Annotated in this window: 23 protein-coding genes; 2 read left to right on the plus strand and 21 right to left on the minus strand. The window is 34.1% G+C overall.

Annotation, left to right across the window (positions count from 1 at the left end; genetic code table 11):
* Positions 1 to 28: 28 nt before the first annotated feature.
* The 14 genes from LJ207_RS11185 to LJ207_RS11250 form a co-directional block, all read right to left on the minus strand.
* Positions 29 to 610, minus strand: coding sequence for a hypothetical protein (locus tag LJ207_RS11185; RefSeq protein ID WP_229346581.1), 582 nt, complete (start codon positions 608 to 610; stop codon positions 29 to 31).
* Positions 611 to 700: 90 nt separating this feature from the next.
* A complete protein-coding gene (locus LJ207_RS11190) occupies positions 701 to 1195 on the minus strand; it encodes a hypothetical protein (protein WP_229346582.1) in 495 nt (164 codons plus the stop codon).
* 152 nt (positions 1196 to 1347) lie between these two features.
* Entirely contained in the window at positions 1348 to 2481 is a 1134-nt protein-coding gene (locus tag LJ207_RS11195; RefSeq protein ID WP_229346583.1) for an AfsR/SARP family transcriptional regulator, read from the minus strand.
* A 94-nt stretch (positions 2482 to 2575) separates the two neighbouring features.
* A complete protein-coding gene (locus tag LJ207_RS11200; protein WP_229346584.1) occupies positions 2576 to 3766 on the minus strand; it encodes an iron-containing alcohol dehydrogenase in 1191 nt (396 codons plus the stop codon).
* Between the two features lies 1 nt (position 3767).
* Entirely contained in the window at positions 3768 to 4268 is a 501-nt protein-coding gene (locus LJ207_RS11205; RefSeq protein WP_229346585.1) for a hypothetical protein, read from the minus strand.
* Positions 4269 to 4283: 15 nt separating this feature from the next.
* Positions 4284 to 4832: a TIGR01440 family protein gene (locus LJ207_RS11210; RefSeq protein ID WP_229346586.1), complete on the minus strand. Its 549-nt coding sequence runs from the start codon at positions 4830 to 4832 to the stop codon at positions 4284 to 4286.
* A gap of 106 nt (positions 4833 to 4938) precedes the next feature.
* A complete protein-coding gene (locus tag LJ207_RS11215; RefSeq protein WP_229346587.1) occupies positions 4939 to 5196 on the minus strand; it encodes a hypothetical protein in 258 nt (85 codons plus the stop codon).
* Between the two features lie 90 nt (positions 5197 to 5286).
* Entirely contained in the window at positions 5287 to 6246 is a 960-nt protein-coding gene (gene mnmL / locus LJ207_RS11220) for a tRNA modification radical SAM protein MnmL/YtqA (RefSeq protein WP_229346588.1), read from the minus strand.
* A gap of 16 nt (positions 6247 to 6262) precedes the next feature.
* A complete protein-coding gene (locus LJ207_RS11225) occupies positions 6263 to 7015 on the minus strand; it encodes a phosphatase (RefSeq protein WP_229346589.1) in 753 nt (250 codons plus the stop codon).
* A 206-nt stretch (positions 7016 to 7221) separates the two neighbouring features.
* Complete coding sequence (gene pyk, locus LJ207_RS11230) at positions 7222 to 8976, minus strand: pyruvate kinase (protein WP_229346590.1); 1755 nt, start codon at positions 8974 to 8976, stop codon at positions 7222 to 7224.
* Between the two features lie 23 nt (positions 8977 to 8999).
* On the minus strand, positions 9000 to 9998 hold the full coding sequence (pfkA, locus tag LJ207_RS11235) for a 6-phosphofructokinase (RefSeq protein WP_229346591.1): 999 nt from the start codon (positions 9996 to 9998) through the stop codon (positions 9000 to 9002).
* Positions 9999 to 10014: 16 nt separating this feature from the next.
* Positions 10015 to 10191 carry a hypothetical protein gene (locus tag LJ207_RS11240; RefSeq protein ID WP_229346592.1) on the minus strand — a complete coding sequence of 59 codons (177 nt, stop codon included), beginning with the start codon at positions 10189 to 10191 and terminating at the stop codon, positions 10015 to 10017.
* 34 nt (positions 10192 to 10225) lie between these two features.
* Positions 10226 to 10453, minus strand: a complete 228-nt coding sequence (mtrB, locus tag LJ207_RS11245) for a trp RNA-binding attenuation protein MtrB (RefSeq protein WP_229346593.1) — start codon at positions 10451 to 10453, stop codon at positions 10226 to 10228.
* Between the two features lie 122 nt (positions 10454 to 10575).
* Positions 10576 to 13935 carry a DNA polymerase III subunit alpha gene (locus LJ207_RS11250; RefSeq protein ID WP_229346594.1) on the minus strand — a complete coding sequence of 1120 codons (3360 nt, stop codon included), beginning with the start codon at positions 13933 to 13935 and terminating at the stop codon, positions 10576 to 10578.
* Between the two features lie 114 nt (positions 13936 to 14049).
* On the opposite strand from LJ207_RS11250, the gene LJ207_RS11255 reads away from it, so the two are divergent.
* Complete coding sequence (locus LJ207_RS11255; RefSeq protein WP_229346595.1) at positions 14050 to 14271, plus strand: NifU family protein; 222 nt, start codon at positions 14050 to 14052, stop codon at positions 14269 to 14271.
* 38 nt (positions 14272 to 14309) lie between these two features.
* On the opposite strand, the gene LJ207_RS11260 is transcribed toward LJ207_RS11255, so the two are convergent.
* The 6 genes from LJ207_RS11260 to rlmD all read right to left on the minus strand — a co-directional run bounded on the left by LJ207_RS11260 (position 14310) and on the right by rlmD (position 18399).
* Entirely contained in the window at positions 14310 to 14690 is a 381-nt protein-coding gene (locus LJ207_RS11260; protein ID WP_229346596.1) for a YlbF/YmcA family competence regulator, read from the minus strand.
* A complete protein-coding gene (locus LJ207_RS11265; RefSeq protein ID WP_229346597.1) occupies positions 14690 to 15184 on the minus strand; it encodes a metallophosphoesterase family protein in 495 nt (164 codons plus the stop codon). The genes LJ207_RS11260 and LJ207_RS11265 overlap by 1 nt, the downstream gene beginning before the upstream one ends.
* 16 nt (positions 15185 to 15200) lie before the next feature.
* On the minus strand, positions 15201 to 16343 hold the full coding sequence (locus LJ207_RS11270) for a DUF362 domain-containing protein (protein WP_229346598.1): 1143 nt from the start codon (positions 16341 to 16343) through the stop codon (positions 15201 to 15203).
* Between the two features lie 58 nt (positions 16344 to 16401).
* Positions 16402 to 16617: an FmdB family zinc ribbon protein gene (locus tag LJ207_RS11275; protein WP_229346599.1), complete on the minus strand. Its 216-nt coding sequence runs from the start codon at positions 16615 to 16617 to the stop codon at positions 16402 to 16404.
* Positions 16618 to 16642: 25 nt separating this feature from the next.
* Positions 16643 to 16915, minus strand: coding sequence for a hypothetical protein (locus LJ207_RS11280; RefSeq protein WP_229346600.1), 273 nt, complete (start codon positions 16913 to 16915; stop codon positions 16643 to 16645).
* 131 nt (positions 16916 to 17046) lie between these two features.
* Positions 17047 to 18399: a 23S rRNA (uracil(1939)-C(5))-methyltransferase RlmD gene (gene rlmD / locus LJ207_RS11285; protein ID WP_229346601.1), complete on the minus strand. Its 1353-nt coding sequence runs from the start codon at positions 18397 to 18399 to the stop codon at positions 17047 to 17049.
* 187 nt (positions 18400 to 18586) lie between these two features.
* On the opposite strand from rlmD, the gene LJ207_RS11290 reads away from it, so the two are divergent.
* Entirely contained in the window at positions 18587 to 19957 is a 1371-nt protein-coding gene (locus LJ207_RS11290; RefSeq protein WP_229346602.1) for an MATE family efflux transporter, read from the plus strand.
* Between the two features lie 58 nt (positions 19958 to 20015).
* On the opposite strand, the gene LJ207_RS11295 is transcribed toward LJ207_RS11290, so the two are convergent.
* On the minus strand, positions 20016 to 20291 hold the full coding sequence (locus tag LJ207_RS11295) for an HPr family phosphocarrier protein (RefSeq protein ID WP_229346603.1): 276 nt from the start codon (positions 20289 to 20291) through the stop codon (positions 20016 to 20018).
* Between the last annotated feature and the right edge of the window lie 164 nt (positions 20292 to 20455).

The raw sequence follows: 20455 nt of genomic DNA on the forward strand, positions 1-20455 counted from the left end.
GTGTTTAATACCATTACTTGCATTAAAATTAGTTCTGAATTATTGTAGCATTATTTCTGTAGCCGTGCTGCATGATTTTAGCTACATCATTGATATCATTTTGTCTAACTACTGCATTGTTTTTAACTCCAGACTGGATAACAGTTGCAAGGTTTTTAGCACCTACTTGTCTTACGTCTGCATTGTTTCTGAATCCATCTTGGAAAACATTAGCAGCTAAATACTGACCATTTTGATAAATAGTTGCCTTATCACCATAACCGGTAGATAAAATACTTGCAAAATTTTCTCCACCAGTTTGATTAACAAGTGCTTCATGTTTCATACCAAATTGGGTAACAAATGCCACGTTATTACCTATAGAACTATAAGGAACACAACGACTTGAAGCATTGTATTCACCAGTTTGTATGACCATTGCATCATTCCAACTGCCAACTTGATTGATCATAGCATAGTCACCAGGATCACAAGGAATTTCTGGTTGACTTGGTGGTCCAGGTACCCAAGGTGGTGGTCCAGGTGGCCCCCAACCAAAAGCAGCAACCATAGATGTCATTCCCAGGACAAATAATACCACTAAAGCTAGAACTAAAACTTTATTCCTCATTTGAATTTCCCCCCTTTCAAATATGATTTAACACAGCCTTCCCTTTATATTAACTCAATTCAGATTTTGCTCTGAATAGAGATTAATCCTTTATTTGGATTCTATAATTTTGATTTTTTCGGTGTATTTATCGATTCCAGATTGAATAACATATATCTGAGAGCCGCTTCTCCACTGATCTACTGATACATCTAAATTTCTGCCGAACTGAAATACCTCTGTTTTAGCAAAATTAGCGATCTGGTTGACATTGGCCTGGTTATTATCACCGATCTGTACTAGTTCAACAATAGAGCCAATATTGCCTATTTGAGTTATATTGCTCTGATTATTTGCTCCAAGCTGTTTAATAAAGGCAAATCTTCTATTTAAATTATTATTTGAAGGAAGATTATAATTAGCGACCATAAAACTATTGTTAGCAAAGTTATGATCAAATTTATCTAAAACTGTTAAATTAATATTTGGCTCAAAAGTATTAAATTGACTATATTCAAAAGCATAGATCTTGTCTGCCGGGCTTAAATGAATAAGTAAGCAGAAGATTAGAATAAAAATTATAAAAAATGATTTGATCAGCTTCATATAATCAACCTCCCTTTTAACTTTGTCTAATTACATGATAACAGCTAATACTATAAAAAAGTCCTAATAAATCTCGAAAAAAACTCGAAACAAAGAAAAAACCACCATTTAAGGTGGTTTTGTTTAAAAATATTATTATTTTCTCTAAATTTTTAATTTATCTCAGTAATATCTATACTTGGTTTTTTGGAGAGATTTAATTCCTGACAGAACTGATTAAATCTCTGCATGACGATTCCGCTGTTAACAAGGCTCATCTCATGCAGAATAAGATAGATTTTATCATTGCCTGTAGACAAAATATCACTACATCTGAGCATTGCAGCCATTTTCTCTGCTGCTTTTTCAATTGCAAGAGGTAGTTTGCTGCCATTAAAATCAACAGACATCAAAATAAATTCTTTTTTTAATCTTTTGGCCTGCCTAATTTCTAATTCATATATTTTTTCAAAAATGTCGAAATCGCAGATCATAGCTCCCGAACTTAAATCTTTATTATTCTCAAGATTAAACTGCAGCTGCTGGGTTAAATCTCGACTCAATTTTATTCTGTGATAAACATTATTTAATTCCTGGCCTGGCAGTAAATCCAATTCTTCTTTTAAAATCCTCTCACACTTTTTATAGCTGTTTATTGCTTCAGCTATTCTACCCAACTTAATAAGGGCTTTAATATAAAGTAAATAAAAGTTTTCCCGGTAGGGATCATATTCTATCCCTTTATGCAGATAGTTAACAGTATCCCGATATTTTTCTTCTTTAAACAGCTTATTAGTTAGTATTTCAATTAAGTTTAAGTAATATTCTCTCAGCTCTTCTCTGTAAATATCAACCCAGTCTTCATATTTTAAATTACTAAAAAAATCTCCTCGATATAAAATGAATAAATCTTTTAATATTTCAATTTCAAATTCATCTGCCTTAAGCTGTTTATCAATTTCTTTCTCGAAATATTCCCAATCTGTCCATATCTTATAATTTTTATTGATGGTGTAACAGCCTGTCACTGATTCTATAATATCCTTAGGAACTCCATCCTTAGCAAGCGATCTTCTCAACAAATAAATAGTATTGTATAATTTTGTTTTTCCATCTTCTATCTCTGATTCAGGCCAGAAAATATCTATCAACTCTTCAACACTAACCTTGCGCTTCCATTCTAAAGCCAGATACATCAACAAGTACATAGCCCTTTTTGAGATCCAGTTATTGCCATCAACCCTTTTTCCTCCATACTCGAGATAAAAAGAACCCAAACCATAAAAACAAAGTTCTCCACTACTCATTTTTACCTCCCCCAAATGAAGACTTGACAAAGACAGAACATTTATATTTGGGGCATTGTTCCTCATAAATAAGAAGGAATTTAGCCATTATTTTTTAAAAAGCAGCTTCTAAAACACTTTCTATATCCTCTCTTTTAACCTTACCGGCTGATGCTAAAACAGCGGTATTATGCATTGCTTTTTCTATAATATCTGGAAACTCTCTTCTTTTAACTCCGATTTCAGATAAGGTTAAGGGTATAGCAGTTAATAATTGTAGTTCATTTAAAAGTTTTGCTATCTCTGCAACTGCCATAACTGCTCTATCTTTGGCAGCAGTATTAGAATATTTTTCCGGACCAGAAAGAGCAAGTAAAATATCCTGATATGAATTGCGACAGTACTCAAACTTAAGGTTGTGGAACATCCCATGTGGTAGTAGAATTGATAATGCATCACCATGTGAAACCCCCGCTATTTTTTCACAGGCATCACCGATAGCATAAATAATACCGGCTCTTGAATTAGCAAATGCTATCCCTGACATCAAGGCTGCATTATTCATTGCCATTCTGTGATACTTATTACTTATATCTTTAACCAGTGGTTTAAGTGAACTGCCGATTAATTTTAAAGCCGAAAAAGCATAAGCATCACTGATAGGATTTCTCTGTAAGCCTGTATAAGATTCAACTGCATGAACCAGAGAGTCAATCCCGGTTGAAGCAGTAAGTCGGGGCGGCATCTCATAGGTCATCCGAGGATCAATAACAGCCAGGTCAGGCATTAATTTGCTTGAAATGAATTCTAAATCTTTATTGAATTGATCATCAGTTATAACAGCTTTTAAGGCAGCTTCTGAACCTGTTCCGGTAGCTGTTGGAATAATAATAAAGGGTTCCATTTTAGAATATATGGTGTCTATTCCCCTTAAATTTTTAAGGTCTTTAGTATTTTCGGATATTAAAAGATTAATTCCTTTTGCAGTGTCTATTATAGCTTCTCCACCTAGAGCAATTATTCCATCACAAGCATATTTTTTATATTTTTCAGCACATGATTTTACTATTTCTACAGTTGCCTGATTTGGAATATTTTTGATTATTTGTTCTGGAGAGATATTAACTTCTGCTAAACTATCCATTAAATCATCCAAAATCTTGATCTCATCCAGCATCTGATTGGTTAAGATCAGGGGTTTTTCTACAGCAAGCTGTTCTAACTCATAACTTAAGGTATTTAGTGCATTTTCACCGGCATTAATTTTAATCGGATTAAAAAACTCATAATAATTGGGTAAATCCATTTTAAATCTCACCCTTTTCTTTTTTTGTCAAGAGAGCTTTAAAAAATAATGAAAAACGTGATATTTGTTTATCTAAATCATATTCTAAAGAATCATCAGCTGAACTTTTAGCCATAAGATATGCTTCAATTATCTCTAAAATATAAATAAAGGAAACAGCAAAGTCAAGGTCCCCCTCTAAGAGAATTTTACCTTCCGAAAAGGCCAATCTGATCCCTTCTTTTGCTGCTAATACTTGATAAGCAAATTCTTCATTTTTAAAAAATATCTTTAAATCAACTTTGCTAAGATCTTCATGACTGCCACAATATTTTATTTTTTGCTTATCTTTTTTGAATACCAAAGCTGGTGCATGATGATCAACAGCTAAGGCTAAAATAAATTTTTCGGGTAAATATGATAACTCCCTTTGCATTCTCACATCAATTGAACTTAAAACTACAAATGACCTGCCGATTAAACTGAGAATTATCTTATCCGTTAAGTGATGTAAATACTTCAAAACAAGACCTCCAAATTAATAATTTCTATATCTCGCTCTAACTCCCCCGACCATTTTTAACCTTGTTTTAGCTGCTGTCAGATGAGCTTTGCCAATTTCTTTTAAACTCAATCTAACAGGTACAGCAACATTTTTTAAATGCATAGCGATCATTGCATCCCCGATATCAATACCCAGATCAGCCTCAATGCTTTCTACGGTTACCGGGCTTTGAAAAAGTTCAAAAGCTGCTGCAGAAAAAGCACCTCCGGCATTACGATGAGGAATAACATTGACTTCGGGAAATGAATATTTTTGCTGACATTCTCTTTCGATCACTAAAGAGCGGTTGATATGCTCACAGCCCTGAACGGCAAGATATATATTTTTTTCTTTGACAATTTTTATTATTCTTTTTATTATTTTTTCGCCGAGCTTTAAATCAGTAGCAGAACCGATCTTTTTGCCCTGAATCTCACTTGTGCTGCCACCGAGAACCATTATCTGACCAGGTTCTGCCTCAGCAATATCTATTAATTCTCTGATGGAACTTTCTACATCAGTTAAAATTTTATCTGTCTGCATTAAAATCTCCTTCCTTATTCTTCTAATTATATTCTATATTATTATTATCTAGAGCGCAAACATAAATTATAGAAAAAAGCCGGGTAGACCCGGCATATAATTAGAATCAATGTTCTGCTTCCCAAAATAAAATTTGTTCTGGAAGATCGAAATATTCTGATAATTTTTTTCTGAGTTCTGGCTCAGGCAGTTCCCCTTGATAACACCATCTATGCAGTTCATGTGTTGATACATCCAATCTTTGAGCCAGTAAATTTAGAGGCATTTTTTCGGCATAAATCAAACCATAGAGTATCCGATTCCGAGTCGCAGTCATTAAATCTTGTTTAGAAACTTCCGAACAATCCCAACCATCTAAACTCATAATAACACCCCCATAAGGGACCAGCCCTCTTCTATTGTGAGTTTATTATATCACAGAAACTCAAATTAAAAAAGAGGATTTTAACTCAAATTAACCAGAAAATTTATTTAATGTTTTACCATTTAAATAATCAAATTTTTTACCCTGATAAGTATTTCTCTTATTCATTTCCTTAATTATGAGCTCATGGATCTCCCACCATGGCTTATCCCAATTTAAAAATATTGAGCCTTGCTCAGGTGCCCTTCCTATCAAACGCTGTACAGCTATTTCCGGTGATAAATATTCTAAAAATAATATAACTCTTTCAATATATTCTTCTAAAGATGTCAACTCTATTTTGCCAGCCTGATATTGTTTTCCCATTACAGAATTTTCTCTAATATATAAGGCATGTAATTTTACATGATCTATATTTAAAGCAGATAAGATTTTTGCCCCTGCTTTTACATCAGCTTGAGAATCTCCGGGCAAATTTAATATCAAATGAGCTCCAACCTCGGCCTGATATTTTTTTGCTCTCATTACTGCATCAATAAACTCCGCCAGCCCATGTTTTCTGTTTACCTTTTCTAAGGTCTTATAATTTACAGTCTGCAGACCAAATTCAAAAGCCAATTCACACTCAGGTGAATATTCATTTAAAGTATTTTTTAAGCTTTTGATATATTCTTCACTGATAGAATCCGGTCTGGTTGAAAAATAGACGGCTGCTATAGCTTCAACTTCACAGGCCTGCTTTAAATACTCAGTTAATTTTTCTAAAGGGAGATAGGTATTAGAAAAGTTTTGGAAATAGGCAATGAAATTATCTACTCCATAGCGTTCTCCAATATACTGCTTGTTTTCTAAAAGCTGATTTTTAACTGACATGCTTTCCGGCAGCATTTCAAAATCTGCCCCTTCTTCTCCACAAAAAAAACAACCTTTATCTCCTAAATTTCCATCTCGATTAGGACAGGTTGTTGGTAGATTAACTGGTAATTTATAGGTTTTTTCTCCATACTTTTCTTTTAAAAACTTAGAATATTTATAATATGGTTCTTCCATCAAATACACCTCATAACTAAATAGTTTTTTTCAGCTCTTTGAGCCGCTGTTCTCTTAAACGAAGATAATTTAATACACTTTCCTGAGAACGATTGACGATTAAATTTCTATCATAGTCTTTGCTATTAAAGATAAAATCTAGATTTGAATAATCTCCAACTTCTTTATGAAAATGAGCATCACTGTTAATTGCAATTTGAAAACCATATTTTTTGGCAAGTTTGAGCAGTTTTATCGATTCTGATTTAATACCTCTAATCGATTCTTTTTTTGAGCTATATGAACTTGCATTTATCTCTAAAATAACATTATTTTCTGCTGCTGCTCTGGCCACCTTATCTAAATCAAGTGGATATTCTTTTTGCACAGGATGAGTTATCATATCAAGATAAGGATTTTCCATAGCTTTGATTGTAGCCTCAGTATAATCCTCTTTATTTTTTAAACTATGACCTGTTTGGCGGTGAATACCAGCACTAACAAAATCTAGAGTCTTTAAGAGATCAGCCTCTAAATCAAGTTTGCCTTCATCTAAGATATTGGCTTCAACACCTTTTAAAATGGTCACCCCATATAATTTATTGGGAATAACATTAATATTGCCAAAATGATATAGGTGAGGGCCACCTGGTAGTTGAGGACCATGATCAGTTATTGCTATTAATTTTATATCATTTATAAAAGCTCCTTTGGCCATCTCATCAACTGTTGAATAGGCATGCCCACTGGCAATTGTGTGAGTGTGTAAATCACTTTCTATTTCAAACATATTAGCACTTCCTTTCCTCTTATTTACTTATAATATTATAGGACTTATGTTAATAATATATTGAATTATCATTAATTATCTGTAAACATTTTAACAATAGCTGCTGTTAAAAGCAAGTATTTATTGAAAATAATTTTTTATTCTTAAAATTGTTCAAGCTGCGGTAAAAACCGCAGCTTGGATATTGATTAATCTATAATTTATTTTTATTTTAAATGAGCCTGGCCTCTGTAAACCAAACCTCTAACACCATCAACTGTAATAATCTCTCCATCTTCAAATAGATCGGCAATATTACCTGTATTAACCACAGCAGGAATACCAATATTCAGACCCACTATAGCAGGGTGAGAGGTTAAACCTCCACTGTAAGTAACAACAGCAGCCGCTTTCTTTAAAGCAGGGATATAATCTCTATCTGTGAGATGGGTAATCAGTATATCTCCCTCTTCAACTTTCTCCATTGCTTCTTCTGCAGAGCTAACAACTCTAGCTTTACCAACAACAATACCTTTGCCAATACCCTGACCATCTGCAACCGGTTTACCAACAACATCAATTTTGATGAGGTTAGTTGTCCCAGAAATACCAACAGGGGTTCCGGCAGTAATTGTTACCAGATCTCCTTCTTCAATCAAGCCATGCTCAAGAGCAGAATCAATTGAATTCTCCATCATTTCATCTGTATTACTACTCCTAGCTGCAAGTAAAGGATAAATACCCCAGCTTAATACCAGCTGATGTAAGACCCTTTTGCTTGGTGTTACAGCAATAATAGGGGTTTGTGGTCTATATTTAGAAACCGTCCTTGCTGTTAACCCTGAGCCAGTAGATGTTATTATGGCATCTGCTCCCAGCTCTTCTGAAGTTTCACAGGTAGCTAAACTTATAGCTCCTGTAACTGAGTTAGCTTTGAATTTATAATCTTTAACAAATTTATCTTTATAACTTCTTGATTCTTCTACCTCTGTAGCAATTTGAGCCATTGTTTTTACAGATTGAACAGGATATTTACCTGCTGCTGATTCTCCAGAAAGCATTGTCGCATCTGTACCATCAAAGATAGCATTTGCCACATCAGAAGCTTCTGCTCTAGTAGGTCTTGGGTTTCTGATCATAGAATCAAGCATTTGTGTTGCTGTAATAACAGGTTTTGAAGCTTCATTACATTTACGGATCATCATTTTTTGTACAATAGGTACCTTTTCGGCTGGAATTTCTACTCCTAAATCTCCTCTAGCTACCATAATTCCATCTGCAACTTCTAAAATATCATCAAGATTTTCTACACCTTCCTGATTCTCTATTTTGGCGATAATAAATATGTCTTCATTACCACTTTCTTCTAGAAGCTTTCTGATTTCTATAACATCATCTGCTTTTCTAACAAATGAAGCAGCAATAAAGTGGATTCCTTCTTTAACACCAAAACGAATATCAGAAATATCTTTTTCGGTTAAAGATGGTAAATTAACATTAACCCCTGGCAGGTTAACTCCTTTTCTGGAGCCAACTTCACCACCATTTAATACCTCAGTGATCAGGTCATCACCATCTATCTCTACAACCTCTAATTCGATTAAACCATCATCGATTAAGATTTTATCGCCAATTTTCATGTCCTGAGCAAGCTCTTTATAAGAAACAGAGATCTTGGCCGGGCTGCCAACCACATCTTCAGCAGAAATGATCAGCTGCTCACCCTCTTCTAAAGTAATCTTATCTCCTTCCATCTCACCAGTTCTTATTTCAGGTCCCTTGGTATCAAGCATGATTCCAACAGTTTTTCCTGTTTCCTTTTCTACTTCTCTAACCAGATCAAATCTCTCTTTATGTTCTGCGTGATCACCATGGGAAAAATTAAAGCGGGCCACATTCATCCCGGCCTCTACTACCTTCTTAATAGTCTCTTTATCATTTGTTGCAGGTCCTAATGTACAAACAATCTTTGTTTTTCGCATGTTTACCTCCCAATATAATTTGTTTACATGGATAATATGCTTGCTAAATTATAGATATCCATATCAATTTGCTGTGCCTCTACAATAGCATCAGCAATTTTACAGCTGCCAATAGAATTATCTTTATAATTAATCATTATATCTCTGTGACCTTCAATTAACATGTCAACAGCTTTTGCCCCCATTCGGCTGGCAATAATCCTATCAGTTGCAGTTGGGCTTCCACCCCGCTGTAGATGACCTAAAATAGTTACCCTTGTTTCCATACCAGTTTTTTCTCTGATTAAATCTCCCATTGCAAGACCAGGGCTGCCATTATAGCCGCTTAGATCTACAAAAGGTGCTTTTACACCCTCAGCAATTAAAATAAGGCTGTGTAATTTACCCTTATTAAAACCCTGAACTATTCTATTTGTTACTTCCTGGGGAGTAAAGTCGATCTCTGGTACTAAAATAAATTCTGCTCCTCCGGCTAAACCTGTCATCAAGGCTAAATAACCAGAATCTCTTCCCATACATTCAATAACAAATGTTCTTTCATGAGAAGTGGCTGTATCTCTTATCTTATTTATAGCATCAAGTATTGTATTCATTGCTGTATCTACACCAATGGTATAATCAGTACAGGATAAATCATTATCAATAGTTGCAGGAATACCTACAGCACTGATTTCGCTTTCCTGGTTGATTTTTTGCACTCCATGTAAGGAGCCATCTCCACCAATTACAACCAGAGAATCAATTCCCTCTTCTCTCATATTCTGATAGGCTTTTTCTCTTCCCTCCCTGCTTAAAAATTCTTCACAGCGGGCAGAAAAAAGAGCAGTTCCTCCTCTCTGGATTATATCGGCAACCGAACTTCTTTTCATTTCAAAAAAATCTTTTTCTATCAGGCCTTTAAAGCCATATCTAACCCCCACTACTTCAACATTGTAAAAAATTGCAGTTCTAGCAACCGCCCTAATAGCAGGGTTCATTCCCGGAGCATCTCCACCACTTGTTAATATTGCTAATTTTTTCATCTATAATATCCTCCATTTAGAAATTTTCATGCAAACATGTATAGGCTTCTTCAGCCTCACTAGCAGGTACTTTAATTTGATAATTATTTGCCCCAATATCATCTATTTCTATCAGGAATCCTTCTCTTTCCATAATAAATAATATTTCTTCAGCTTCTTCTTTTGATGAAGCTATATACAATACCTGCCACATTTTAAAGCTCCTTTCAATAAACACCAGCAATTAATTAATCTTGTGAGCTGTCAGCTTCAATTTTACCATGTTTGGATAATAGTTCTGCCTTACCTCTAATTTTCATTGCTGAGACATTTTCTGTAAATTGAGCAGCCAGGATTTCTCCCTTATCCAATTTTTCTGTATGATTAAATCTAGTATCTTTACCTCTGGTTAGGCCAATAATTGTTACACCATCTTCTAGAGCTTTAATTATAATAAAATCAGCATTAACATCCATGGTTATTCCTCCTTTATTCTAATTAATAATATAATAAGCAAAAAAGCATTGTCAAGCAGATTTACAAATTTTACTTCTATTTCTGTAGATATTGAGATATTTTTCTCAAAGTCTTAATGTTTTTAGGCAAGAAATTCAAAAGCTGAACTCCCTAATGCCTTAGTCAGTTCTTTAATTGTCCTGCTGTTTTTACTAAGATTAAAAGCAGAATCGGTTATAATCATCTTATTATCTTTTTTCAACAGAACAGTTACATCACCTTCTTTTTTAGATAAATATTTTTTTAAAGCAATGATTTTCTTTTTTTTCAATTGAGAAATATCGATGATTAAAAAATTATTGTCTAATGACAAGATATTTTCAGCTATTAACTGGCCGTCACTTTTACGGCCATATACAGCAATTGCATTTTGCTCTGAAAGCATAAAGTTAATATTTTTAAATAAATCGGCAAAAACTATGATTTCTATTTTATCATTATGATCACTTATCGTTAAAAAAGCCATCTTATTATTCCTTTTGGTAATGTGCTCTTTATATGAGACTATATTCCCGGCAGTAAAGGCTTTTTTGTTTTCAGAGATTTTTATCACCTCTGAAATATCTAAAATATTTAATTTCTGTATTTTTTGCTGATAATTATCCAAAGGATGGGCAGATAAATAAATACCCAAATATTCTTTTTCCTGTTTTAAGATCGTTTCGGTTGGCAGTTCTTTAATATCTTCATATTTTAGGTCTTCCTCTATGAACTTATCTTCTTCAGCAAATAGTTCGGCAAAAGAGCGCTGGCCCTGGGCCCGCTGTCGGGATAGATTATTATATTTTTGATATAGCTCTTCATAATTGATTAAAAGTGCTGCCCTGCTTTCTACAATATCATCAAAAGCTCCTGCTTTAATAAAAGCCTCAAAACTTTGAATATTTAAGGCACTCATATCTATTCTTTTTAAGAAATCGATCACAGATTTAAATTCTTTTTCCTGACGAGCAGCTTCTAGGGCATAAATAGTATTTGAGCCTACATTTTTTATTGCCTTAAGACCATAGCGAATTTTATTATCTCCCTCAGCTATAAAATCATGACAGCTTTGGTTAATATCAGGTGGCAAAATATCTAGATCAATTTCTCTTGCAGCTTTAATATAATCTGCAATTTTATCCTGATTGCCCATCACCGAAGAAAAGAGGGCAGCCATAAACTCTGCGGGATAATAATACTTTAAATAAGCTGTTTGATAGGCCAAAAATGCATAGGCAGTTGAATGTGATTTATTAAATCCATAGCCGGCAAAATACTCCATTTGATCGAAAATTTCTTCTGCCGTTTCGGCTGCTATACCATTATTTACAGCCCCCTGCACAAATTTCTCTCTTTCTGCTGCTACAAGATCTAATTTCTTTTTTCCCATCCCTCTCCGTAAAAGGTCGGCTTCTCCCATCGAATAACCACCCAGGCTGCTTGCTATTTCCATAACCTGTTCCTGATATAAGATCATGCCAAAGGTTTCTTCTAAGATGGGTTTTAAGCTAGGATGAAGATATTCGGCTTCTTTTTCACCATGTCTAATCGCAATAAAATCATCGACAATATTACTGCCAAGAGGGCCAGGTCTACCTAAGGCAAGCATGGCAATTAAATCATTAAACCTTTCTGGTTTAAGCTTTTGATTTAAAGACTTAAACAAATAGGACTCCATTTGAAAAACACCGGCTGTTTTACCTGTACTTAAAAAATCATAAACCTTTTTATCATCGAAAGGAATAGAATTTATATCAATCTTTTCATTTTTTCTTTTTTCAATTAATTCCAGAGTGTTTTTTATAACAGTTAAATTTCTCAGACCTAAAAAGTCCATTTTCAATAAGCCCAGAGCTTCTAGATCATCCATTGCCAGCTGGGTTATTACATTTTCATCCTGTTTTTGCAGGGGAACCATTTCGGCTAAGGGTTCAGTACCAATTATTACCCCTGCTGCATGAGTAGAGATATGTCTGGGTAAACCCTCTACTCCTTTAGCATAGTCGATTAGCTCTTTGATCTCTTGATCTTCCTGATATAGGGTTCTCAATTTTTTATTATTTTTGAAAGATTCCTCGATTCCGGAACGAGATGAAATCAGTTTTGCCACCCGATCCACTTTTCCGTAAGTGATGCCAAGTGCTCTGCCAACATCCCTCACTGCAGCTCTAGCTGCCATAGTTCCAAAAGTACCGATTTGGGCTACCCTATCTCTACCATATCTTTCTCTGACATATTCGATTATTTGATCTCTGTTTTCATCAAAATCAATATCAATATCAGGCATGGTGACTCGCTCGGGATTCAAAAATCTTTCGAAAATCAAACCATATTTTAAGGGGTTTACCTTGGTTATCTTAAGTAAATAGGCTACCAAACTACCGGCAGCTGAACCCCTACCCGGGCCAACCATAATATCATTGTTTTCTGCATATTTAACAAAATCATAAACGATCAGAAAGTAACCAGCATAGCCCATTTCAAATATTATTTTTAGCTCATATTGAAGTCTTTGCCCAGCCTTTTTATCTCCGGCCAGACCTCTTTCTTTAAGGGCTTTTTTGCAGAGCTTTTCCAGTAAAGCTTCAGGACTCTTATTATCCTTAAGATCAGGATAATCAGGTAAATAAAATGTATTAAAGTCTAATTCTAAATTAACCCTATCTGCAATTTTAACCGTATTTTCATAGGCAGAATCAAGTTGAGGAAAAAGCTTTTTCATTTCTGCTGGAGATTTATAATAATATTCCTGACCGCTAAAGCTCATTCTGTTTTGATCAGAAATAGTTGTTCCAGTTTGTAAGGCAAGCAAGATATCCTGCAGATCTGCATCTTCTCGTTCTAAATAGTGAGAATCATTGCTCACAATCAGCGGAATATTTTCTTCATTACTGAGCTTGATTAGACCTTGAGCAGCCTCTTTTTCTTCTTTGAGGTTGTGATCCTGCAGCTCCAGAAAAAAACTGTCATGACCAAAAATAGCCTGGTAATCAGAAACCGCTTTTTTAGCCAGATCATAATTGCCCTTTAAAAGCAGCTGAGGGATTTCTCCCTGTAGACAAGCAGAAAGACAGATCAAACCACTGCTGTGCTGGGCCAGAAGCTCTTTATCAACCCGCGGCTTATAATAAAAGCCTTCCAGCCATGATTTACTAACCAGTTGAATTAAATTATGATAGCCCTCTTTGTTCTCAGCTAAAAGAAGCAGATGATAGTTTTTTCTCTTTTTATTAGTGATATTATTTTCCGCTAAATATAGTTCACAACCAATAATAGGCTTGATATTCTCTTTTTTAGCCTCCTGATAAAATTCTATCATCCCATATAAAACGCCATGGTCAGTAATACTAACTGCAGGCAGAGAGTATTCTTTGCTTTTTCTAATCAAATCCTCAATTCTGATGGCACCATCTAAGAGGCTGTATGCTGTATGGTTATGTAAGTGAACAAAATCGGCCATTTTAATCATGCTCCCACTTTTGTATAATCAAAAAAATAAAAAAGTTTTTTAAGCTTGTAAAATCTTGAGTTTTTTTGTATAATTAAAACAAAGTCATTTTAGGAGGTGCAAGTAATGAAAGAAGAAGTTCAAAAATATTTAGATAAAATAAGACCAAGCCTTCAAGCTGATGGTGGAGATGTAGAATTGGTCGAAGTAACAGAAGATGGTATCGTAAAAGTAAAACTTCTTGGTGCATGTAGTGGTTGCCCAATGTCAACCTTAACTATTAAAAATGGTATAGAACGTACTTTAAAACAAAATGTAGATGGAGTAAAAGAAGTACAACCTGTATAAATTTATGCACTTTTTTAAAAGCACCCGACCGGGTGCTTTTATTTTTCTGCTTTTTCTTCCTCGGTTTCACTTTCTAATTCTTCTTCACTAATTCCAATATCCAATTCTGAAAAAACTATTTTTTGAATATCATTAATCATTTTACTCAACTGATATTCTGCTTCCAGATATTTTTTAACACTATTATTAATTTCGATTAAGTTCTGCAAATTCTGTAGTTTTTCTTTATCTCCCTCAGCAAGCTCTTCACCGGCAATCCTCTTATTCTGTAGTTTGATCATTAAATTTTGATAATCAAGCAGCATCTTTTTAGAACCTGATTTTTCCATTACTTTTTCCCTTAGTTCCTGATAGTTTTGATATTCTTTGGAATCTTTTAGCTTTCTCTGTAATCTTCTTGCCTGATCGTAAACAGACATTATAATCCCTCCTCTAAAATTTTAATTTCACTTTTTATTTGCTCTCCAATATCTATTATACCAAAAGTATAATTTTTCTCCAATCTTTTATCGGTTGGAGAACCGGGATTGAAAAACAATTTACCCCCTAATTCTTCATTAAATGGTCGATGAGTATGACCAAAAATAATTACATCACTTTCGGGAAAACTATAATTTAAACTCTGCAGCACATTTCTACCCCCAAACTGATGGCCGTGAATTACAGAAACCTGCTTATTTGCTACCTCAAAGCTGAGCTTTTCTTTTAGTTTTTCCTGAAGGGGAAAACTATCTCTATTACCTGCTACTGCTTTAACTTCATTAATCGACTTTAAAGAATTTAAATATTTTTCTTCTGTTAGATCTCCAGCATGAATAATTAAATCAACTTTTTTTAATTCTTCAATTAATTGTTTGGGTAACTCTCTTCCTGCACCAGGAAGATGAGTATCTGAAATAACTCCAATTTTCATTTATATTAAACCTCCATTATTTTGCGAAAAAAATCCTGGCCAGCAGAGGATATTTGATCTCTACAGCATCATAAGGACATAATTCTTGACAGCAGAAACAGCGTATACAACCATCAAGTTCTACCTGAGGGAAATTATCTACCATTGTAATAACCTCAGGTGGACAGTTTGCTGCACAATTACCACAACCCACACACTTATCCTTTTTAAAAACTGGTTTTGGCCGCAGCAGAGCTTCCAGTATATCTGCCAAAAAGTCGGGCATTCTTCTATCGAGGAGATTACTCTCTTTTTCTATTCTTGGAATTTCTACTGAAGCAAAGGGAATAAGCTCATCCCCTTTTAAAAGCAATTTATCTTTTTCAATAATTGAATCTTCAACTGCAGCTTTGATCGAAGGTACCCTTTCCACTGGATTAATCCCCAGTAATTTTACCGCTGCTAGATCTAAATAAAAGGGTGATCTAGAAGCCAGTAAATAGTTAAACCTTTTTGGATTTCCATTAGAAGGTCCTTCACCATCCATACCAATAACTGCATCCATAATTGTTAAAGTAGGATTAATCAATAAGGCTAGATCATTAAGCATCCTTGAAAAATCATAAACTGACTGCATTCGCAAATGGTAATCTGCCTTGATAACTCCTGGTATACAGCCGAAAAGATTTTTCACCCCACCTGTATACATGGTTAACCCATGGGTTTTAAGTTTGGGGAGATTAATTATTAAATCTGCCTCACTGACAAAATCAACCACTTGAAAGGATTTTTTTAATTTACCCTGACTAAACTCTACTTTCTTAGAATCGGTATTAAAATTTAACTTAAAATTATATTTTTCAGCAACTGCTGTTAGTCCACTTTTGGCATAGGCCCTTTTTAATAATTGTTCTTTAAAAGGTCCACCCGGACTATCAGCTATTATTACTTCAGCCCCTAAAGCCTGAATTTTCTTGCCTAATACTGCAATTAATTGAGGATTAGTTGTTACAGCTGTTTCCGGTTTTTTGCCCATCAACAAATTTGTTTTTAATACTACTTTTTGCCCTTTTTTAACAAAAGAGGATAGACCACCTAACTCGGCAAGTAGTTCCTCAATTTTTGTATCTAATTCTTCATCTTGATATGAATTACATTTTTTCAAAACGACCTCAGACATAATACTACCTTCTTTCTCAGCTAAAATTAAAACCGGCTCAAAGGCCGGTTCATCTTATTTAAGAAGCTTTATGATCTTTTTTATCGCTTTTAGATGAATCATTTTTAGCCTGATTAACATAAAAGTTCGAGCCCTTAAAAAGAATCCCCGGAGAACCTATTATTCTCTTCACTTCTGAACCACATTCAGGGCATTTTTTTAAAGCTTCATCTTTAATATTTTGAAATTTTTCGAACCTTCCACAGTTTTCACATTCATATAAATATGTCGGCATTTTTTTAATTCCTCCTTCAAAGCTTTTATTTCATTTCGGCATTTAATAGTCCCCAGTAATTATATAACTGGATAAAAATAAATAAAGCTAAGATCAACCATTCTTGAAAATATATAAAATAGCCTCCACCAATTAGGGTAGTTGTTATAATAGCTGTTAAAACGAATTTTTTCTTAAATTTGATCTTCAAAACCTGCCAGGGAATAAGGCCGAGTCCAATAAAAACACCTGCATCAACATTGTAAGTCAGTCCAGCAATACCAATGATTATAAATATGATTAAGAGAAATAAATTCATTTATTCTACCCCTTTCCTAAATGGAGTATTATAAAGTTACTTTATAATATAATATATCATAAACATACCTCTTTTAGCAAGTAATCAGCTTAAGAATTGACTATCTCTGACCAAGAGAGTTGTCAAGCCTATTATTTCAGTTCTAATAAAGCAGCAGATTCAATATGATAGGTCTGAGGAAACATATCTACCCCTTGAATTTCTAGCAATTCATATTTTTCTTTCAGCTTTTTAAGATCTCTTGCCTGAGTTGCAGGGTTACAGGATATATAAATGATCTTTTCTATTTCCAGTTCATTTAATAAGGTAATTGTCTCATCAGCTAAACCCTTGCGAGGTGGATCAAAAATTATACTATCAATTTTTTCTTCATTTAGAATTTTAGCTAACTTATCTTCAACCAGACCATTAACAAATTTTATGTTTTTTATTTCATTTAGTTCAGCATTTTTTTCTCCATCTTCTACAGCTGATTTTAATGATTCTATAGCAAAGACTTTTGCTGCCTTATCAGCAATATACAGGGCTATACTGCCCGTACCAGAAAAGGCATCAACTATGTTTTGTTCTTCATTGTCTCCTAAATAATCTAGAACCTTATTATATAATTTTTCTGCCTGCAGGGTATTGACCTGAAAAAAAGATCTGGCAGATATTAAATAGGCGGTCTGATTGATATATTCTTTAATATAACTGTAACCACTGATAGTTATATCTTTATCCCCAAAAATAACGTTGGTGTTTTTGCTGTTTATATTTTGGATTACACCTTTTAATTCTGGAACAGCTGCCATTACTTTTGCTGCAATTTCTCTTTTAGCTGCAAATTCTTCTTTATTTGTCACAAAAATTAGTAAAGCCTGATTGGTGCATATTCCCACCCTGATCACCAGATGTCTTAATAATCCTTTTCCTTTTTCTTCGTTATAAATACTTATCTCTCTTTTGTTCAATTCTGCTAAGCTTGCTTTTAATATTCTGTTGATTAATGGGTGCTGAATTAAACAATCATGATAGGGTACAAGCTGATGACTGCCCCTTTTATAAAAACCTGCTTTAATTTTTCCCTTTTCATCTATACTCAGAGGGAACTGGGCTTTATTGCGATAGCGAAATTGATCATCTGCAGCCAGAACTTTATTTCTTTTATATTGCTCAATCCCGGCGATTCTTTTTAAAAGCTGCTCAATATTATTATTTTTGAGTTCAAGCTCTTTTTTATATTCTAGATGCTGTAATTGACAGCCACCACAATCTTCATAAACCGGACAGGGCGGCTCTTTTCTACCCTCACCTGCTTCTATGATTTCGAGCAGAGTGGCAAATGCATAGTTCTTTTTCAGTTTCGTTATTTTGGCTCTGATTAAATCACCAGGTATAGTTAAGGGTATAAAGACAGCTATCCCTGCTTCTGTTCTGGCAACCCCATCTCCACCATGGGCAAGATCTTCAACTTTTAATGTCTTGATTTCTCCTTCATACATTTAATATCTAACTCCCTTATTTTCCATCTAATTATTTAAAATAAGCTAAGTCAATATTATCATAGTTGAAGCAGCTTGACCAGCCTAAAGTATTTTGACAGCAAAAGCTTTTCTATGGTAGAATAATGTGTCAGATTAGCTATAATTAATTTTATCTTTTTATTCAATCAAGTCTGGAGGATCTTTTATGAAAAGCAGTTCAGAAAGACTAGCAAATGAAGCAATCATCCCACTCTTATTTCGCCTATCTGTTCCCTCAATTATTGCTATGGCCACCCATGCACTATATAATGTTGTTGATAGTATTTATGTGGGGCGTTTGAGCACTGAGGCCTTATCTGCTTTATCACTTGCATTCCCTATTCAAATAGTTCTGATCGGGATTGGAATTGGAACTGGAGTTGGAGTGAGTTCTTTAATTGCAAGAAGATTAGGAGAAAACAATAAACATGCGGCAGTAAATGCTGCTGAACATGGAATAATGATGATCTTTATAGGTGGTTTAGTAGTTGCTGTGATCGGCTACTTTTTTTCCACACAAATTTTAAAGCTCTTTACCGAAGATGCAGTTTTAATTGAAATGGGTAGTGAATATATTCGAATAATTTTAATAGCTTCTATTTCTATCTTTTACCCGATGGTTGTTAATCATATTTTGCGGGGAGAAGGTAATACCTTTATCCCAATGATAGCCATGCTGATCGGCTCTATTTTAAATATAATAATAGATCCCTTTATTATATATGGTTGGTGGATCTTCCCCCGGATGGAAATTGCAGGTGCAGCAATTGCAACTGTAAGCTCACAACTGATCAGTGGGATTTTTCTAACTTATATTTTACTTAGCGATAAAAACGAATTAAAAATCTCTTTAAAAGACTTTAAGTTTAATTTTAATATAATCAAGGATATTTACATAGTTGGATTTCCGGCAATGGTAATGCAGTTTTTAGCCAGTTTTATGTTAGGCGGAATGAACAGAATTCTGGCCGAATTTGGTAGTACAGCCATTGCAGCTGCAGGAATATATTTTCGTCTGCAGTCCTTTGTCTTTATGCCGGTTTATGGTTTAAACCAGGGCTATATGCCTATTATGGGCTATAATTATGGTCATAATAATCCGGAGCGGATGAAAAAAACATTTAAATCAGCCCTTTTGGTTGCCTTTATTTTTACTATCATTGGCTTTTTTGTTTTCCAGTCGGTTCCTGAATTTATGATTAGATTTTTTAATGATGATCCAGAATTGATCAGAATTGGTACAACAGCACTTAGAAGAATTAGTATCGCTTTTCCACTTATAGGACCGGCAATAATTATCTCAACTACTTTTCAGGCTTTAGGTAATGGTTTTCCAAGTCTTTTCTTTTCTTTTTTAAGACAGATAATTGTTCTCTTACCATTAATGTATCTATTAGGACAGTGGTTTGGACTCGAATATCTATGGTTTGCCTTTCCGATTTCTGAATTAGCAAGTGTACTTCCAGCCGCTTTTTGGTTGAAATTAACATTAAAAGATGTTTTTAAAAAAATGACTACTATGCTTAAAGTAGAGTAGAAAAAATATTTTTAAGGGAGGGAAATAAATAATTATCTCCCTCCCTAGTTTAAAAGCATTATTCATCTTCTTTTGGCAGCTCTACTTCTATGAAAGTGACTAGATCATTTAAAGCTTCTTTAGAATCTTCTCCTTCTGTCTTAATAGTTATTTCTTTGCCTTGACTTATCCCTAAACTTAAAAGCCCCATTATACTTTTTGCATTTATTTCTTTTTCTTCAAAAACAACACTTATTTCTGAACTAAAAGCACTTGCCTTTTCCACAAACTTAGATGCAGGTCTTGCATGCAGACCTGTTTTATTAGTTAAAATTACTTTTTTTTCAAAACCCATTTTTTCATCTCCATTCTAAATGATATTTATGATAATTTAATTTTTTAAAAAATAATTTTTTGACTTAACTCATTTCTTTATTTTCTAGCTTTATCATTGCTGCCCAAGATTTTAATTTTTTCTTTTACTTTCTCAGTAATCGCATCTCTACCTGGGCCGCAGTA

Origin of the sequence: Halanaerobium polyolivorans (assembly GCF_020711195.1) — a bacterium.
In the GTDB taxonomy this organism is placed as follows: Bacteria; Bacillota; Halanaerobiia; order Halanaerobiales; family Halanaerobiaceae; genus Halanaerobium; species Halanaerobium polyolivorans.

Bases quoted from the DNA above. Each gene is read 5' to 3' on its own strand.
- LJ207_RS11185 (WP_229346581.1), bottom strand. From the start codon at position 610: ATGAGGAATAAAGTTTTAGTTCTAGCTTTAGTGGTATTATTTGTCCTG.
- LJ207_RS11190 (WP_229346582.1), bottom strand. From the start codon at position 1,195: ATGAAGCTGATCAAATCATTTTTTATAATTTTTATTCTAATCTTCTGC.
- LJ207_RS11195 (WP_229346583.1), bottom strand. From the start codon at position 2,481: ATGAGTAGTGGAGAACTTTGTTTTTATGGTTTGGGTTCTTTTTATCTC.
- LJ207_RS11200 (WP_229346584.1), bottom strand. From the start codon at position 3,766: ATGGATTTACCCAATTATTATGAGTTTTTTAATCCGATTAAAATTAAT.
- LJ207_RS11210 (WP_229346586.1), bottom strand. From the start codon at position 4,832: ATGCAGACAGATAAAATTTTAACTGATGTAGAAAGTTCCATCAGAGAA.
- LJ207_RS11215 (WP_229346587.1), bottom strand. From the start codon at position 5,196: ATGAGTTTAGATGGTTGGGATTGTTCGGAAGTTTCTAAACAAGATTTA.
- mnmL (WP_229346588.1), bottom strand. From the start codon at position 6,246: ATGGAAGAACCATATTATAAATATTCTAAGTTTTTAAAAGAAAAGTAT.
- LJ207_RS11225 (WP_229346589.1), bottom strand. From the start codon at position 7,015: ATGTTTGAAATAGAAAGTGATTTACACACTCACACAATTGCCAGTGGG.
- pyk (WP_229346590.1), bottom strand. From the start codon at position 8,976: ATGCGAAAAACAAAGATTGTTTGTACATTAGGACCTGCAACAAATGAT.
- pfkA (WP_229346591.1), bottom strand. From the start codon at position 9,998: ATGAAAAAATTAGCAATATTAACAAGTGGTGGAGATGCTCCGGGAATG.
- LJ207_RS11240 (WP_229346592.1), bottom strand. From the start codon at position 10,191: ATGTGGCAGGTATTGTATATAGCTTCATCAAAAGAAGAAGCTGAAGAA.
- mtrB (WP_229346593.1), bottom strand. From the start codon at position 10,453: ATGGATGTTAATGCTGATTTTATTATAATTAAAGCTCTAGAAGATGGT.
- LJ207_RS11250 (WP_229346594.1), bottom strand. From the start codon at position 13,935: ATGGCCGATTTTGTTCACTTACATAACCATACAGCATACAGCCTCTTA.
- LJ207_RS11255 (WP_229346595.1), top strand. From the start codon at position 14,050: ATGAAAGAAGAAGTTCAAAAATATTTAGATAAAATAAGACCAAGCCTT.
- LJ207_RS11260 (WP_229346596.1), bottom strand. From the start codon at position 14,690: ATGTCTGTTTACGATCAGGCAAGAAGATTACAGAGAAAGCTAAAAGAT.
- LJ207_RS11265 (WP_229346597.1), bottom strand. From the start codon at position 15,184: ATGAAAATTGGAGTTATTTCAGATACTCATCTTCCTGGTGCAGGAAGA.
- LJ207_RS11270 (WP_229346598.1), bottom strand. From the start codon at position 16,343: ATGTCTGAGGTCGTTTTGAAAAAATGTAATTCATATCAAGATGAAGAA.
- LJ207_RS11275 (WP_229346599.1), bottom strand. From the start codon at position 16,617: ATGCCGACATATTTATATGAATGTGAAAACTGTGGAAGGTTCGAAAAA.
- LJ207_RS11280 (WP_229346600.1), bottom strand. From the start codon at position 16,915: ATGAATTTATTTCTCTTAATCATATTTATAATCATTGGTATTGCTGGA.
- rlmD (WP_229346601.1), bottom strand. From the start codon at position 18,399: ATGTATGAAGGAGAAATCAAGACATTAAAAGTTGAAGATCTTGCCCAT.
- LJ207_RS11290 (WP_229346602.1), top strand. From the start codon at position 18,587: ATGAAAAGCAGTTCAGAAAGACTAGCAAATGAAGCAATCATCCCACTC.
- LJ207_RS11295 (WP_229346603.1), bottom strand. From the start codon at position 20,291: ATGGGTTTTGAAAAAAAAGTAATTTTAACTAATAAAACAGGTCTGCAT.